The 14,509-nt window shown below is 70.2% G+C and carries 19 protein-coding genes; 4 read left to right on the forward strand and 15 right to left on the reverse strand.

The features are described from left to right. The 14 genes from ACIP6U_RS30015 to ACIP6U_RS30080 form a co-directional block, all read right to left on the reverse strand. Entirely contained in the window at window positions 1-231 is a 231-nt protein-coding gene (locus ACIP6U_RS30015) for a hypothetical protein (RefSeq protein WP_401724112.1), read from the reverse strand. A gap of 92 nt (window positions 232-323) precedes the next feature. Further along, complete coding sequence (locus ACIP6U_RS30020; protein WP_401724115.1) at window positions 324-1,400, reverse strand: hypothetical protein; 1,077 nt, start codon at window positions 1,398-1,400, stop codon at window positions 324-326. After that, a complete protein-coding gene (locus ACIP6U_RS30025; protein WP_401724117.1) occupies window positions 1,400-1,849 on the reverse strand; it encodes a hypothetical protein in 450 nt (149 codons plus the stop codon). Before ACIP6U_RS30025 ends, ACIP6U_RS30020 begins: the two co-directional genes overlap by 1 nt. Before the next feature lie 11 nt (window positions 1,850-1,860). Then, window positions 1,861-2,541 (reverse strand): hypothetical protein, encoded by a 681-nt coding sequence (locus tag ACIP6U_RS30030; RefSeq protein ID WP_401724118.1) that lies wholly within the window; start codon window positions 2,539-2,541, stop codon window positions 1,861-1,863. A 332-nt stretch (window positions 2,542-2,873) separates the two neighbouring features. Next, window positions 2,874-3,062 (reverse strand): hypothetical protein, encoded by a 189-nt coding sequence (locus ACIP6U_RS30035; RefSeq protein ID WP_401724120.1) that lies wholly within the window; start codon window positions 3,060-3,062, stop codon window positions 2,874-2,876. A gap of 9 nt (window positions 3,063-3,071) precedes the next feature. Beyond that, entirely contained in the window at window positions 3,072-3,302 is a 231-nt protein-coding gene (locus ACIP6U_RS30040) for a hypothetical protein (RefSeq protein ID WP_401724122.1), read from the reverse strand. Then, window positions 3,299-3,439, reverse strand: a complete 141-nt coding sequence (locus ACIP6U_RS30045) for a hypothetical protein (protein WP_401724124.1) — start codon at window positions 3,437-3,439, stop codon at window positions 3,299-3,301. The genes ACIP6U_RS30040 and ACIP6U_RS30045 overlap by 4 nt, the downstream gene beginning before the upstream one ends. A gap of 41 nt (window positions 3,440-3,480) precedes the next feature. Next, on the reverse strand, window positions 3,481-5,475 hold the full coding sequence (locus ACIP6U_RS30050; protein ID WP_401724125.1) for a DUF2637 domain-containing protein: 1,995 nt from the start codon (window positions 5,473-5,475) through the stop codon (window positions 3,481-3,483). 180 nt (window positions 5,476-5,655) lie between these two features. Beyond that, complete coding sequence (locus ACIP6U_RS30055; RefSeq protein WP_401724128.1) at window positions 5,656-6,234, reverse strand: hypothetical protein; 579 nt, start codon at window positions 6,232-6,234, stop codon at window positions 5,656-5,658. 14 nt (window positions 6,235-6,248) lie between these two features. Continuing rightward, on the reverse strand, window positions 6,249-6,824 hold the full coding sequence (locus ACIP6U_RS30060; protein WP_401724131.1) for a hypothetical protein: 576 nt from the start codon (window positions 6,822-6,824) through the stop codon (window positions 6,249-6,251). 28 nt (window positions 6,825-6,852) lie between these two features. After that, entirely contained in the window at window positions 6,853-8,181 is a 1,329-nt protein-coding gene (locus ACIP6U_RS30065; RefSeq protein WP_401724812.1) for a glycosyltransferase, read from the reverse strand. Between the two features lie 140 nt (window positions 8,182-8,321). Then, window positions 8,322-9,590: a nucleotide sugar dehydrogenase gene (locus tag ACIP6U_RS30070; RefSeq protein WP_401724132.1), complete on the reverse strand. Its 1,269-nt coding sequence runs from the start codon at window positions 9,588-9,590 to the stop codon at window positions 8,322-8,324. Between the two features lie 189 nt (window positions 9,591-9,779). After that, a complete protein-coding gene (locus ACIP6U_RS30075) occupies window positions 9,780-9,953 on the reverse strand; it encodes a hypothetical protein (protein ID WP_401724135.1) in 174 nt (57 codons plus the stop codon). Further along, window positions 9,950-10,744 carry a hypothetical protein gene (locus ACIP6U_RS30080; RefSeq protein WP_401724137.1) on the reverse strand — a complete coding sequence of 265 codons (795 nt, stop codon included), beginning with the start codon at window positions 10,742-10,744 and terminating at the stop codon, window positions 9,950-9,952. The genes ACIP6U_RS30075 and ACIP6U_RS30080 overlap by 4 nt, the downstream gene beginning before the upstream one ends. A 276-nt stretch (window positions 10,745-11,020) precedes the next feature. On the opposite strand from ACIP6U_RS30080, the gene ACIP6U_RS30085 reads away from it, so the two are divergent. Both ACIP6U_RS30085 and ACIP6U_RS30090 read left to right on the forward strand, forming a co-directional pair. After that, complete coding sequence (locus ACIP6U_RS30085) at window positions 11,021-11,332, forward strand: helix-turn-helix domain-containing protein (RefSeq protein ID WP_401724139.1); 312 nt, start codon at window positions 11,021-11,023, stop codon at window positions 11,330-11,332. Window positions 11,333-11,469: 137 nt separating this feature from the next. Next, complete coding sequence (locus ACIP6U_RS30090) at window positions 11,470-12,162, forward strand: hypothetical protein (RefSeq protein WP_401724141.1); 693 nt, start codon at window positions 11,470-11,472, stop codon at window positions 12,160-12,162. A gap of 197 nt (window positions 12,163-12,359) precedes the next feature. Here ACIP6U_RS30090 and ACIP6U_RS30095 read toward each other — a convergent pair whose 3' ends face one another. Further along, the gene (locus ACIP6U_RS30095; protein WP_401724142.1) at window positions 12,360-13,304 is read right to left on the reverse strand and encodes a hypothetical protein; all 945 of its coding nucleotides are present in this window, start codon (window positions 13,302-13,304) and stop codon (window positions 12,360-12,362) included. Window positions 13,305-13,610: 306 nt separating this feature from the next. Here ACIP6U_RS30095 and ACIP6U_RS30100 point away from each other — a divergent pair, with 306 nt between their 5' ends. Together ACIP6U_RS30100 and ACIP6U_RS30105 are read left to right on the forward strand one after the other, a co-directional pair. Then, a complete protein-coding gene (locus ACIP6U_RS30100) occupies window positions 13,611-14,036 on the forward strand; it encodes a hypothetical protein (RefSeq protein ID WP_401724144.1) in 426 nt (141 codons plus the stop codon). Between the two features lie 131 nt (window positions 14,037-14,167). Next, window positions 14,168-14,506, forward strand: a complete 339-nt coding sequence (locus ACIP6U_RS30105) for a DUF6233 domain-containing protein (RefSeq protein WP_401724146.1) — start codon at window positions 14,168-14,170, stop codon at window positions 14,504-14,506. Window positions 14,507-14,509: the final 3 nt, after the last annotated feature.

Here is a 14,509-nt window from a genome sequence, read left to right on the forward strand (position 1 = left end):
TCAGAACGCCTTGATGATCAAGGCGAGGAGGACGAGTACGACGACCGCAGCGAGAATCCGGGCCTGTGCCAGGTCGATCTGGTACGGCACTGTCTGGATGGTCTCGCCGTGCGGGTGGTCGCCACCGTGGTTCTCATCCCGGTGCCGCTGCCCTTTGCGCTGCGCGGCCTCCTCGAGCGCGTACGGACGCGACTCGATTCGGCAGACGGGGCAGTGGTAGAGGTGCGGCATCGGGGCCTGCTCTCAGGTTCGGTGCAGGTGGTAGATGGACCACGGTAGACGGCCGGTAGATGGGGGCGGTAGATGGCGTCTGAGCTGGGCGTCTACCCCCTTCCACGGGAGGTTGGAGCGGGGCCGGGAAGAGGGGTGTGACTGGGGGTGCTGGTGGGGCTGTACTGGGCGGCCAGCCAGGCCGCCAGCACGAGGGGGTAGGGCCGCCCCTTCTGCGGGGTGGTGGTGGCCTCCGCCGGGGCGGTCGACAGCACCTCCTCCGAGGGGTCGGACGGGGCCCCTTCGGGGCTCTCGGGGAGGGCGGCCTGGGGGTGTGGGGTGAGGCGGTCGTTGAGCGCGGTGATGGCGTCGTCCAAGGGCATGCCGAGCGCGGCCGTGAGGTCGTCGACGTGGACTCCGTGCGTGGGTCCCCGGGTCCCGCTGCCCCGGATCCGGATCGCCTTCACGGGGATACCCAGGCGCTCGCAGTGCTCGCGGAGCGTCGTAACGTCCCACGCGTCGGGGATGCCAGGCTCGTTGAGGAGCGTCCTCAAGTGCACGCCCTTGCGGCCGTGGCCGACGGCGGCGGCGACCTGGACGGCGACGAGGCGCCACAGCCAGTGGCCGGCGCCGCGCACCGCGTCCGGGTCCGGAGCGCCCGGCCGACCGTGGTCCGGGCTGGAGACTGCGCTGGCGTCGTGCCTGGCGTAGAGGGCGGTCAGCCATGCGGCGACGATCCACAACGCGACCCCCCACGGGGCAGCGCGCGCGAGGAAGGGGGCCATCGCGTACCAGCCGGTCGCGACGGGCCGGTGACCGAAGCACCACACGGCCCAGCCGATGAAGGCCAGCCCGGCGAGGCGATCCAGCGTCCACGCCTTGCGCTTCCGGCGCGCGCCGTCCTTGCCGTGCGTCTTGTCGTCGGCTTTCGCAGTCGCCGCGTCGGCCGCGGGCGCGCCCTTCCCATCCGGGCCGCTGGCACTGGCGTCAACCGGCTTCTTCTCGCTGCTCGGCGGGTCCTGCTTGCTGGCGCTCTTCTTGGCCACAGCCGCAAGCCTGGACAGGTCGCGCGCCTTCCCGTGCAGGCGTGTGCTGGTGGCGTGGATCTGGCATAGGAGCAGGACGCTTCCTTGCAGGACGTCCGTCACGAAGAGGAACAGGGCACGCCCGGCGGTGCGTACGTGGGTCATCAGTGGGCGCCCATCTGTCCGATGGTCATCCGGGCGGCGTTGAGGACGACGGCTCCGATGCCGCCGGCTTCGATGAGGAACTTCGCGGCCATGAGCGCGAATACGGCGTGGAGCCACTTCCGCTTGTAGCTCTTGGCGATGGAGATGATGACCAGGAGGCCGCCGATCGCGCCGGGCCCGAAGGCGGGCAGCCCTGACTGTTCGACGACCGAGGACGGGACGGAGCTGAGGCCGGTGATCAGGTCGACCCAGTTCCCGCCGGCCGCCAGGCACATGGAGCCGGTGAGGAGGCCCCAGACGGTGATCCGCTCCTTCGTGTTGATCTTGATGGTGTCGGAGCCGAGCACACCGTAGATCAGGGCGGCGAGCATCATGGCCGCGATCCCGCTCAGGTACATCGTCCCGAGCCAGGGGCCTGCCAGGGCGCCAGTGGCGGCGAGGGTGGTCATCAACAGGCCTTTCAGCGCGGTCCGGGCGAGTACAGAACGACGGCGACGAGGGCGGACGCGAGCGGGACCCTGACGAGCCACCGCACGGGCAGCGGCATGGCCTTGAACCGGCGGTCGACGAGCCAGTAGAGGCCCCCGACCATGGCGGACGCGGCGGCCAGGAGCGCCACGGCTGAGGAGTCCAGGCCGATGTAGGCGCCGTAGTGATCGAGGACCTGCACCAGGTCCGGAGTGAGCCCGGGCATGACGGATGCAACGAACACGGTCGCGATCGCGCGGCCGACGATCCCGGCCGGGACGATGCTGGCGACGCCAGGCAGGCTCAGGACGCGCCAGGTCCCGTATCCGCCGCCGAGGGCGAGGGCAGCGCCCACGGCTCCCGGCGCGCCGTGATCAGCTGCCGGGAGGAGCGCGCCCATGGCGTCGACGAGGCCGACGCTCCACCCGAACAGGCCGGCGGACAGCGTGAACAGGATTGGCCGCACGTAGCTACGGCCGACCGCGGCCGGGCGGCGTGGCTGCGCTGGCCTCGACGTAGGCACGCGCCCCTGCGCCCTCGGGGAGGCGTCGGCGGGCGCCTGCTCTCCCGGAGGGTCACCGTCGTCCTGCGGTTCGGGAGCTGGAAGTTGTTCGTCGCAGACCAGGCAGATCATCGCGACGAAGTCACCGAACGGCTGGGCGTGGACGGGCACGGTGCGCGGATGCGGGCACGGAGGCTGCGTTGGAGGATTGGCCCGGCGCCGCGGCCACCCGATGAGATCGCGGAGCCGGAGGGCTGCCTCCTCACTTCCCTCGTCCACCTGGTCCTGCCCGCTCGGTGTCGGCGCTGCGGAAACCCCTGGGGGCGCCGGCTGCGGCTCTTCGGGCTCGGACGCGGAAGCGGGGGCGGAGGCGGGGGCCCGTATGTCCTCCGAGGTCGTCGCGGCTTCCGTTTCTGGCCCTCCCGGAGGAGTTGTCGGCGTGGAGCGCACGGCTGCGGGCGTCGTGTTCTCCGAGGCGGGCTCGCCGGGTGGTTGAGGCCGCGTCACAGCAGACCCCCGGAGTCCAGAAGGTAGGTGGCCAGAGCCGCCAGTGAGAGTGTCAGGGTCACCGCCGCGAGGATCCTTGCGGCGTTCGGTGCTTCTCCCTTGCGTCGTGCGTGGCCCAGGAGCGCGATGCCGCCGGCCATGCAGCAGACAGATGCCGCGATGAGGAGGAGACGAGCGAGGAACATTGGGTGTCCTTAGTGCAGAAGGGCTAGGGCGGTGGCGCTCACGGTGACCGTCGCGGAGAGGGCAGCTCCGGTGGAGGCACGACCGCGGGCGCAGGAGTACAGGGCCAGCAGGAGGCCGATCCCGTCGGTGCAGAGCGCTGCTTGAGGGGTCGTCAGGCCGACCAGCACGCACACGTGCCAGCCTTCGGCGATCGCGGCCAGCTGGTCTTCACTCGGCGCGGGGTGGACGGTGCCCTTCATCGCTGCGTCCAGCAGACGGTCTCGAGCAGGGCGACACCGATGACCGCGGCAAGGGCGTACTGACGCGTTGCGGAGTGCCGGGTGAGGATCGCGGTCGCGACGGCGACCAGGCCGAAGGGGACGAAGATGTAGGGCATCGGGTTGCTCCAGGTGGGCCTCGTGGCAGGCACGGGCGTGGTCAGACCAGGCAGTGCGTGTCGAGGGAGGGGGCGGGCAGCGTGTAGCCGCCGGCGATCAGGTCGGCGGCTTCGCGGCGTCGGTCGGAGGCGGTGGAGACGGAAACTCCGAGGGCGCCGGCGATGACGGCGAGTTCGACGGTCTCGGGGTCGCCGCCGTTGGTGAGGATCATCCGGGCGACCCGTCGGGCGTCCCGTTCGCGCGGGCTGAGGCGTGCGAGGTCTTCCGCTTCGAGCGCGCGGGTCTCCGTTTCGGCAGCGCGCCTGCGTGCTTCGGCTGCAGAGAGACGCCTCGTCTCGGCGGCCTCCAGTTCGTCGGCCGCGCGCCTCTCGGCCGCTGCCGTTTCCTCGTTGATCTGTGCCGTGCGGCGACGCGCGCTGGCGTTGGCTTCTTCCATTTCGAGTGCGCGGGCGTCCGTTACGGCCGCAGCCGCGCGCGTTTCGGCGGCGCGCTTCTCGGCTTCGGCTGCTTCTTCCAGGCGCCGACTGTTCTCGGCGGCCCGGTTCGCAGCCTGGCGTTGTTCTGCGGTGAGCGTCTGCTCGGTTTCGAGGGCGCGAGTCCGCGTTTCGAGGGCGGCCTCGCGGGCCTCAGCAGCCTCCTGGTCGCGCTGCGCAGCGACACGTTCGAGGCGCTTCGTTTCGGCCAGCGCGGTGGCCGCGTCCTGTTCGGCGAGCGCGGTCGCGCGCCGGTCAGCGGCGGCCTGTGCCTCGAGGCGATCGGCTTCGGCGATGGCGGCTGCGGCGGTGCGGCGGTCCTCGGAGGCTTGCAGCAGCGCTGCGGCGGCAGTGGCCGACTCAAGGGCCTCGGCCTCCTGGACGGCTACGCGCTCCTCTGCCTCCGCTACCGCGTTGGCCTTGGCGTACGCGGAGCGCGAAGCGACTGACGCGACCGACTTCCGAGCATCCAGCCGCTCGCGAGCCTCGACGACCTCGGCCTCCTTCTCCAGGCGCAGGATCTCTGCGTCGGCGGCGCGCAGCTCGGCGTCAAGAGCCTCATGCCCGGCCTGCTCGAGCGCCTCGCGCTCGCGCTGCGCCTCGGCTGCGCGGGCCTGCTCCGGGATGGCCAGGGCCTCGTCGACGGTCAGCCCGTACGGCGCCATGATCATGGGGAGACGCGCTTCCATCGGCGCGCTCTTCCAGCCCCTCGGGTACTCCTTCCCCTTGGGGTACGCGCGATCGAGTGCAGCCCGGTAGATGAGCTGGTCACGGCGCATATCTACCGCCTCGAGATACGAGTTGATCCCGAGCAGGGACATGCGCCGGAAGAGCAGGAAGGAGCCGATCGGGTTGAGGAGCCAGCGCTCGAGCGGGATGGAGTCGCGGGCTTCGCCGGCGGCGACCGCTTCGGCACGGGTTACCTGGACGATCACTCGCCGGGCGGCCTCGACGGACATCACGAACATCACGGGGATGACCGCGTGCATGCCGACCCCGATGGGATCGTCGCTCAGCGACTGGCCGCCCGACGCCGCGTTGAAGGTGATCGTCGCCACGGTGAAGCCGTGGGCGGTCAGGCGGAGCAGGGGCCAGCGGATCCTGCGGTGCGTGAGGACGAGGTCGAGGGCGTAGAGGACGACGATGCCGACGTCGACGCCGATCGGGAAGACCTGCGCGAATTCGCCGAAGTGGTGTGCCTGCCCGAGGCGTACTAGGGCGCGGTAGGAGCCGGTGAAGCCGATCGTGGCGAGGACCAGGCCGCCGAGGACCGCGAAGCCGTTGAGGCCTCGCCGGGCTGCCGTCGGAACGACATGCGGTGCCGTCGGAAGGCCGGGAGTTGTCCTCGGAACGGACTCCTGTGTCCTCGGAACTGGGCCTGGGCGGCGGTGTCCTCCACGCGTGCTGGATCCCGGCGCGCGGACCTTCAGTCGGGCCGCGTCCGGCGCGCTCGGAATCGAGGCGGGCGCGCTCGGAACGCTGGGCGGTGTGGTCGGAATGGCGCCCTGCGTCCTCGGAACGGTACTGCGGCGCCAGTGTGTGAGGCGGTCGAGGAGAGTCATGGAGAGGCCCTTCCGATGGACGGGACGAGGGTGGAGCAGCCGGTTCGTCAGCTGTGTTCGGAACGCGGTCGGGCGGGGTCGGAACGGAGCGGAGTGGACGGCGTCCCCTGTGCGCCGGCTGGGTCGCCGGTGGGGATGTCCTTCTGCGCGGCCGTCAGGGCGTGCTGTCGAGGGGAGAGTTCACAGGCCGCCGTCCATGGCGGCCTGGTGGTCGACGGCGGCGAGTTCGTCGCCTGCGCGGGCGAGCGCGTTGGAGACGCACTGAGGGGTGCAGTACCAGCGGTAGATCTCGTCCGTGCCGGCCACCTTGAGTCGGGTCCAGCCCCACACGTCGGTGGTGTCCAGGTCCTCGGGGGAACCGCACCCCGGGGTGGAGCAGGTGGCGTAGGGGTCGCGGAGCTCCATGTCGAGGAGGGAGGCGAACCGGATCCGGTCGTCGCCCTGGACGGTCAGCTCGACACGGATGCCCTCGGTGGCCGTGCAGGGGATCACGGCAGGCCTGGTGAGCTCGGTGCCTTCCGGGTACTCCACGCTCCCTGCCCAGGCCAGGGGGATCGTGAGAGCGTCGGTCTCCTGGGCCCACTGGCGCAGGTGCTCGACGGCGTCACCACGGCCCGGGTCCAGCTCCCAGTCCTGGGACAGTGCTGCGATTCGGTCGGCGGCGTTGCCGAGGACGCCGGTCCGGAGGGCGATGCCGAGGGCGTGGCCCAACGACTTTTGTTGCTCAGCGGTGAGTTCGTTGTCTGGTGTGGTGGTCATGGGTGCGGTGATCCCTACTCGCCGAACAGGTCAGCGACCCGCGGTCCGACGTAGACGTTGATGAGCCGGGCAGCGGTCTCCACCGCCTCCTGCGCGTCCGCAACCCGCCGCTCAGCGCCGCCGGAGGGGACGTACAGGTCCCAGTCCTTCGCGGGCTCGAGCAGCGTGGCGGACGTCAGGACAGCCGTGCGTTTGACGAATGAGGGCCCGTACAGCTGGCTGTACCTCTCGCCGCGGCCGTACGGGGCCTCCCAGTCGCTCACCTCATAGCCGGGGCGGTGCTGGCGGGCGAGGACGCTGTGGGGCAGCGGCACGACGACCTTCACGAGCGGGTCGCCGTCCTCGTCGCGGTCGAAGGTGACCGACAGGTCGGGGCGGATCTCGACGTAGCCGGGCGACATCACCGGCGGAGTGGCGATGTGCCAGGCCCACGCGGTGAAGCGGGAACGGTCGGTGCGCTCCTCCTCGTTGAGTTCGTTCTCGCGGGCGCTGATGTACGAGCCGAAGCGGCCGGTGCTGGGGCGGCTGGCGTTGCGGCGGTCGTACTCGTGGTCGATGCGGGCCAGCGTGGTCGGGGTCCAGTCGGGCATGGCAGTGCTTCCTTGGTCGTGGGGTGGTTCAGCGGCGGGTGGCCAGCTGGAGCGTGGTCTCGGGGTCCAGGGCCTCGGCGGTGGGCAGCTCCCGGGTGGCGTGGCCACCGGCGGGAGGCGCCGCGATGGTGAGGCTGCTGGGGGTGGCGCGGCGTTGGCCGCTGCCGGAGATCCGGATCATGGCCAGCGGGATCAGGCAGGACGCGGCCATGCCGGTCGTCCACAGGAGCGAGCTGCCGAGGTAGCCGCCCCAGATCGCGGTCGCGGTCCCGGCGATGGCGCCGGCACAGCCGAGGCCGAAGCGGCGGGACGGGGTCATGGGGGTGATGACGGTCTTGCGGCCCGAGCGGCCGGTCCAGGCGGCGTAGTGCCGGCCGAGGAGCCACTCGCGGAACATCGACCGCGTGTACAGGTACTTGTTGTAGAAGTTGAGGAGCGTGTACGGCGCGAAGCCGATCAGGGCTTTCTTCCAGCCGACGACGCGGGAGACTAGGTACATGGTCAGCGCGGTGTGTCCGGCGAACCAGTACCCCATGTACCGGAACATCGAGAGGTGCTGCCAGGTCGTCAGGTTGTAGATCACGACGACGAGCCACCACCACAGCGTCACCAGGTCGAACATGGCGGTGCCCACGGTGAGCAGGGACCGCCAGTTCCACATCAGGCGCCGGTAGCGGAGGACGTTCTGGAAGTAGCCGGCGGCCCAGCGGGGCATCTGCGCCGTGTACTCGGCCCAGGTCTCGGGGTCGATGGTGAGGGTGAGCGCGTCGGCCGTGTACCAGGTCTTGTAGCCGCCCTCGTGGAGCTTCCAGGTGATGTCCATGTCGGCGCTGATGAGGCCGTTAGGGAAGCCTCCGACGGCGCGGACGACATCCGTGCGGAACGCGTACGAGGCGCCGGTGAGGACCTGGAGGCGGCCGACCTGGCGCTGGCAGAGCCTCCACCACTGGCTGCCGAGGCTGTACGCGAACCTGCGCGCCTCGATGAAGAATCCGGTGCGCTGGATGGGGAGGATCGACGAGCAGGTCGCGTCGTAGCCGCGGGCGATGTCGGCGACCATGAGCGAGATGCAGGACGGCTCGGGGCGGGAGTCGCCGTCGAAGCCCACGATCACGTCCGCGGTGACGTACGGGAGGGCGTGGTTCTGGTTCGCCGCCTTGTCCGCGAAGTTGGTCTCCAGCACGAGCGTTGCGCCGGCGTCGCGGGCGACCTGGGCGGTGCGGTCGTTGCAGGAGTCCGCGACGACGATGAGCTGCTCGACGGGGTAGGGCTGGTCCAGGCACGCCTGGACCAGCTCCCCGATCGTCGTCTCCTCGTTGTGCGCGGGGATGAGGACGGCGATCGTCAGGCCCGTCAGCCCTGGCTGCCCCTGGTGGCCAAGCGCAGAGCCGCGCCGGCCACGCCCAGCACCAATGCGACTCCGGTCAGCAGCAGCGCTCCCAGGCCGGTGTGGGCCATCGATCCCGTGTACATGCGTTCTCCCTTTTCTCATGGCGGTCACAGCCGCTCGATGTGCGGGGCGACGGGCATGACGCCCCGCGTGTCCAGCACGTAGTTCGCCTGGTCGGCGATCTGCTGGAGGTCGAATTCGTCGTGCGGGGTGAGCAGCACGACGGCGTCGTAGTCCGCGTAGGGCCGGGGCGGCTCGGTGTGGGCGCCGAAGACCTTCGGGCTGTCACCCAGGCCGGCGGGTGCGACGTGGGGGTCGAGGCAGTCGACGAGGGCGCCCTTGCTTTCGAGGAGGCTGATCACCTGAGCAGCGGGCGATTCGCGGTGGTCGCCGGTGCCGGGCTTGTAGGCGAGGCCGAGGGCCAGGAACCGCGCTCCGTATACGCCGCGGTGGTAGCGGGTGTTGAGGGTGTCCTGGAGACGCTGGACGACGTATGCGGGCTGGCTCTCGTTGATGTCCTGCGCGAGCTCGACGAGGCGGAACGGCTGCCCGTGGGCGGTCCGTAGGTGGTGGGAGAGGTAGACCGGGTCGACGGGCAGGCAGTGGCCGCCGACGCCCGGGCCCGGCTGAAACTGCGTGAAGCCGAACGGCTTCGTCCCGGCCAAGTCGAGGGTGCGCCACACATCGACGCTCAACACGTGCGCGAGGCGGGCGAGTTCGTTGACGAGGGCAACGTTGACGTGGCGGAAGGTGTTCTCGAACACCTTGGCCAGCTCCGCTTCCTCCAGCGTGGCGGCTAGGACGAGCTCGCCGGCGATGCCCGTGTAGAACCGCTCGACCTCCTTCAGGCATGCCTGCGTGAGCCCCGAGACGATCTTCGGCGTGGTGCTCAGGCACCACTGCCGATTGCCGGGGTCGATGCGCTCCGGGCTGAAGCCGACGTGGAAGTCGTGGCCGGCCGTCCAGCCGGTCGCGTTCTCCAGGATCGGGACGACGACTTCGCGTGTCGTGCCCGGGTGGGTGGTCGACTCCAGCACCACCAGGGCGCCCGCCTTGAGGTGTGCGGCGAGGGTCTCGGCGGCAGCCCGGACGTAGGACAGGTCGGGCTGCCGGTCCTTGAGCGGGGTCGGCACGGTGATGACGGCGACGTCGAAGTCGGTCAGCGCGGCCGACTGCCGGGTGGGCAGATACCGGCCCGAATCCAGGACGTGGGCCAGGACGTCCGAGGAGACGTCCTCGATGTACGACTTGCCGTTCATGAGGTGCAGCAGGCGGTCCTCATCGGGCTCGTACCCGGTGACGGTGTGGCCGTTGGCGACAGCGGCCATGGCGAGGGGCAGGCCGACGTAGCCCTGCCCCATGATCACGATTTGCACGGGCGGTGTGCCTCTCTCCGAAATGGCAGTCAGGTGTGGTTGTGAGCCGGGCCCGCGGTCGGGGGGAGGCACGCGGGCCCGGCGGTCTGTGGGCGGCCTAGAACGACCAGGGCGGCTTCGAGCCCGAGCCCCGGAGGCTGCTGCGGTAGCCGGCGCGCTCGAGGGCGTCCGCGACGGCGGCGAAGTCCATCAGAAGCTCGCCTTCGAGGTGATGGCGCCCCGCTGCGCGGCGGCGTCTCCCGCCTTGATGGCCTGCTTCTTCCGGCTACGGAGGTCGGACGCGCAGGCCTCGACGGTGGCGGCCACCAGGGCGATGGGGCTCGCCTTGGGCTTCAGGTCAGGCTGCTCGGACTGCTCGGTCATGACTTCACCGCCGGGATGCGCAACGCCTTCGAGTACTCGCGGACCTGGTCCTCGGTGAACCCGTGGGCGCGTGCGGCCGACTGGAAACGGGTGAAGACGACCTGCTCGTCGCTGGTCAGCCAGCGGCCCTGGCGCTCGCGCTCGGTGGCCAGCCTCAGCGCGTACGCGGCCCAGTGCAGCGCCGTGCTGGGGTCGCTGTCCGGGGAGCCCGTGTCGTGCGTCAGACCGGGCCTCGCGTAGCACTGGGCCGCGTGGGTGCGGAGCCGGTCCTGGAAGTAAGGGAGCAGCGCGCGGATCTTCTCGTCCCGGACGGCTTCGGTGTCGTCGTGCTCCAAGCCGATCGAGTGGATGAGCGTCCAGTCGCAGGCTTCGCCGTCGCATGTGGCCCGCAGTGTCGCCAGGCGGTACTGGACGCCGGTGGCCGCGCCGCCGGCGGTGAGGTACCGGGCGAGGAAGACGTCGCCATCGACCAGCACCGGGCGACCGCCGGGCGGGTCGTGGGGTGTGCCGACGAGGAGTGCGGCCAGCACGGCCCGCAGCGCACCGAGGGCCTCCGCCATCGCGGCGGAGTCCGACGTGCCGCCGCGTACGTCGGCGAACTGCTCGAGGAAGGTGCGGGCCACGCTCTCCGCCGGGGCGACCGCGAGCTGCTCGGCACGGCGGGAGTCGCAGAGCTGCTCGACGGCCACCTTGAAGCTGGCGACCGCCTCGCTCACGACGGAGGAGCTGTCGCCGCCCCGTACGGCGATGTACGCGTCGAGGATCTCGCGAGCGGTCGTCGTGGTCGCCACGAGCGGATGGATGGCGTCGCGGATACGCGATGGGGGCCGCGGCGGCTGCTGGCCGACCTGTGCAGGGTGGGTAGTGTCGGGCATTGCCTGCCCTTTCGTCGCAGTCAGGGTGGGTGCCCTCGCCCCAAAGGCGTTCCAGCGCCGGGGCGAGGGCTTATTTCGATGTATCGCGGGCTCTCGCCCGAGACTGTAAGGTGACCATACACCCATGGCGTACGGTCACCATACGCCTCTGGCAGAAAAGCCCGCCCGAGCAGGACGAAGAAGGGTGCGGGCGTGACATCCGAGGAGGTGCAGCGCGTGAACGAGGCGCTCGACGCCGTTGAAGCCATCGAGGATCCCGAGGCGAGATCTCGCGCACAGAGCCAGATCACAGCCGAGGTGAGGAAGCGCAGCTCCAGATGGGCAGAGGAGCGCGGCGTGCTCGCCAATCAGCTCAAGGACCAGGACGAGAAAGTCAGCATCCGCGACATCGCCAAGCGCCTCGGCGTCTCACCCGGCACGGTCCAGGACCTGCTCCGCGGCTACAAGGGATCCGGGCAGCACAGACCCCGGACAACCGACACGGCGAACAGCAACGACGCGTAGCCGAACCGCCGCAGCTCCCGCCGACGGCAACCCGCCGGCGGGAGCTCCACCCGGCCGAGTCGAGATACGCCGTTCACCAGCCGCCACCCCACCGGACGCGCAACACTTCCCCATCACGCGCGTCACCTGGGGGGACCATGGACGGCAAGCCGGTACGACCACCACGCCCGGACGAGGAAGAGCTCCTGCGCTTCCACAACGGCGACACCCTCAACAGCATCCCGGTCATCCGCCTACCCGGGCACCAGCCACCCCCGCCACCACGCGTGCAGCCGAACTGGTGGGTCCTGGGCGCCACCGCCGTCGCGGTTGCCGCACTGGGTGCGCTCGCAACGGTGGGCGCCCTGGAGTTGGCTCACGGAGACGACCCCAGGCGCCAAACCTCGGCCGCCGGCACAGCACCGCAGCCGCAGAGCACGTCGCCCGCGCCGGCCCAATCCGCGTCCACGCCGACATCCGGAACGTCGCTCCCCGTCCAGGCGCCGCCTTCACCGTCGGCAAGCGAGTCGCCGCAGATCGCCGCGGCGAGCGGTCCCGAGGAAGTGCGGATCATCCAGGCACCGGCCACCGGCGGCGACATCGCCACGACCTACTGCCTGGTCTACCCGGGCTCGGAGAGCGACGGGGTGAAAGACGCGGTCCTCCTCGCGAACGCGCCGGCCTATCAGTGCGCGGACCTGCTGTCTTACGACCCCGTGCACGGCTCGCTGCACGACATGCTGCCCGTTTGCGAGCCGACGGCGCGTGCGGCGATGCTCGTCTTCGATCCGTCCTCGAGCTGGGGCGACGCCCTGTACTTCGCCTGCCTGACGCAGCACCACGGGGCGTAGACCCACACGCCTTGTCCGGGTGGCGAGCTCGTACGGATGATGGGTCCGCCGGGTTTGCGGGCGAACCTTGAGGTCGAGCCGGCCGCGCCGCTGGAGCGAGAGACTCACCGGAGCTCTGCCGGCAACGCGAGGCGGTCGCCTGGGCGGCCGAATTGGTCCGCATCCCGCGTGGGATGGCTGAGTTCTGCACGTCCGGGTCATGAGGCGTGCGGGAAGGCGGCGGCGGGTCCGATGACACCGGGACCGAACTTGTTGCGGACGCGATCGACGGCTGCTTCCGTCGCCAGCCGGGTCTCGCGGACGCCGTCGAGGCTGAGCTGCTGGGCTACCTGGTCGGCGGAGACCAGGTCTTCGCCGACCAGGGCGAGCGCGATCAGTCGGCCGCGCTGCAGGCCGGCCGCGTCCATCAGCTGGTAGGCGAGGAGACGCAGGTCGTCCTCGTGCGCGGAAGGTGTCCGCAGGCGGCGGCTCTTCTCCCATCGCGCATCGCCGGCGAAACGCAGCTGGAGCGTGATGGCCCTGGCCGCCTGGTCCCGGCGGCGCAGTGTCACGCCGAGCCGTACGACCAACTCCAGTAGCCGGGCCCGTACTTCTGCTCCGTCCAGCAGGTCATGCTCGAAGCGGGTCACGACGCTTGCGGAGTCCGGCAGTGACTTGGGGGTGACAGGGCGGGGGTCCCAGCCGCGGGCCCGCTCTGAGGCGGTCCGCCCTGCTCGTGCCCCCAGGATCCGCTGCACGGTTCCCGTCGGCACCGTGGCGAGCAGCGCTACGGTGCCGATGCCGTAGCGGCGCAGAACCGCTGCGTTCCGGGGGCCGATCCCGTGCAGTGCCTCCACGTCCAGCGTGCCGAGCCACTGCCCGGTGGTCTCTGGGTCCACGGAGATGAGGCCGCCCGTGGCGGGTGCTTGGGCTGACGCGGTCGCCGCGACCGTCCAGGAGGTCCCGATACCGATCCGTAGATCCACACCCAGCTGCGCCACCGACCGCAGCCGAGCTGTCGCTCCCAGTCGGCGTCCGTCGACTCCGTGATAGGGCAGCGCCCCCTTGAGTTCAACCAGGGCGGCCGTCGGTGGCAGGGCCTGCACGACTGCGGACAGGTCCGCGAGCAGCTCCAGGACCTGCCGGTATGTGTGTTCTGGCAACCGGTCGGGGCAGCGCACATGCATGACTACGTTCTGCCTGGACCTTGTCGTTCCCGTGCTCATCGGGCTCACCTCCCCCGACACAATATCGAACGCATATTCGAACTGTCTTGCACCGGCGAACCTTGATCGACGGGAGGCGTCCGTCAGGTTCGCCGGCATGCGCTCAACCGACTCGAGTGCGGGACGTCTGCCCCCTGCCATCGAAGGTTGAATGTGTGCCGCCGGCGGTCGAGCGTGGGCACCACCTGGCCGCACCCATACCCCTCGGGTTCCGCGGGCCTGGCAACGACCTACGGTGAGCCAGTGACTCGAACGCTGTACCACTTCACAAAGCCCGAGTTCTGGGAGCAGATCCTCGCCTCCGAGATCCTCGAAGCCCGTTGGCCGGGGGACGGCTCCGCGCCCAAGACCGTACACATGATGGAGTCCATCGACCCCGACGATCTTCCATGGGCCTTCCGAGAGGGTCGAACCATCCGCATCGAGTTGCGGATACCCGAAACCGAGACCCGCCACTGGTTCGGCTGGGCGAGAAACAACGTGCCGCCGAACGCGTTCCAGTCGCTCGGCGTGCCAGTTTGGACTCCGGACGATCCTGCCTATGTCAATGACCGGAATCTCGGAAGCAAGCACTGGTACGTGGTCGAGCGGGACATCCCTGCAGCCGAGTGGGTCTCGGTCGTGGACATCGAAACTGGCACGGTGCTGTGGCGTGCTCCGGTGCAGTAGCCAGAAGACCCCGGACAGCACGACGAACCTGACTACCCAGTATTCGATGGCACGTGCTCGACCTCCGCTGGCACAGGACAACGGCCGCTGGCGGGGCTGCACAGTTGCGGCCGCACCCTATTATCGAACGTGTGAACGATCCCGCTCCAGCTACCCGTCTCGACATGCTGCGCTTCGCCCGTCGCGTCGTGGAGCAGCAGGCTGTGCGGCAGCTCGCGCTCATCGACCGGTGGATCGCTGACGAGGAGCGCCTGGCGGAGAGCCAGCGGCGGGCAGTGGAGCGGCGGCCGCCCCCGCCTGAGTGGGTGGTCCAGCGCGGGGGCGTGCATGTGGGCTCGTGTTGGGCGGTGACGAAGGGCTCCTGGCGGAGTGTTGCGGCGACGAGGGAGCAGGCCCTGGATGCGCTGCGGAACGGGGTGCCGCCTTGCGAGGCGTGCCGACCGGACCGGGAGCTGGGCTTTCTGGAGTAGGCC

The organism is Streptomyces sp. NPDC088794, from assembly GCF_044750545.1.
Classification (GTDB): Bacteria; Actinomycetota; Actinomycetes; order Streptomycetales; family Streptomycetaceae; genus Streptomyces.

What these genes read in the sequence shown, in the direction of transcription:
- ACIP6U_RS30090 (WP_401724141.1), top strand. Translation starts at nt 11,470, where the DNA reads ATGGACGGCAAGCCGGTACGACCACCACGCCCGGACGAGGAAGAGCTC.
- ACIP6U_RS30025 (WP_401724117.1), bottom strand. Translation starts at nt 1,849, where the DNA reads ATGACCACCCTCGCCGCCACTGGCGCCCTGGCAGGCCCCTGGCTCGGG.
- ACIP6U_RS30015 (WP_401724112.1), bottom strand. Translation starts at nt 231, where the DNA reads ATGCCGCACCTCTACCACTGCCCCGTCTGCCGAATCGAGTCGCGTCCG.
- ACIP6U_RS30050 (WP_401724125.1), bottom strand. Translation starts at nt 5,475, where the DNA reads ATGACTCTCCTCGACCGCCTCACACACTGGCGCCGCAGTACCGTTCCG.
- ACIP6U_RS30020 (WP_401724115.1), bottom strand. Translation starts at nt 1,400, where the DNA reads ATGACCCACGTACGCACCGCCGGGCGTGCCCTGTTCCTCTTCGTGACG.
- ACIP6U_RS30035 (WP_401724120.1), bottom strand. Translation starts at nt 3,062, where the DNA reads ATGTTCCTCGCTCGTCTCCTCCTCATCGCGGCATCTGTCTGCTGCATG.
- ACIP6U_RS30055 (WP_401724128.1), bottom strand. Translation starts at nt 6,234, where the DNA reads ATGACCACCACACCAGACAACGAACTCACCGCTGAGCAACAAAAGTCG.
- ACIP6U_RS30045 (WP_401724124.1), bottom strand. Translation starts at nt 3,439, where the DNA reads ATGCCCTACATCTTCGTCCCCTTCGGCCTGGTCGCCGTCGCGACCGCG.
- ACIP6U_RS30075 (WP_401724135.1), bottom strand. Translation starts at nt 9,953, where the DNA reads ATGACCGAGCAGTCCGAGCAGCCTGACCTGAAGCCCAAGGCGAGCCCC.
- ACIP6U_RS30060 (WP_401724131.1), bottom strand. Translation starts at nt 6,824, where the DNA reads ATGCCCGACTGGACCCCGACCACGCTGGCCCGCATCGACCACGAGTAC.
- ACIP6U_RS30040 (WP_401724122.1), bottom strand. Translation starts at nt 3,302, where the DNA reads ATGAAGGGCACCGTCCACCCCGCGCCGAGTGAAGACCAGCTGGCCGCG.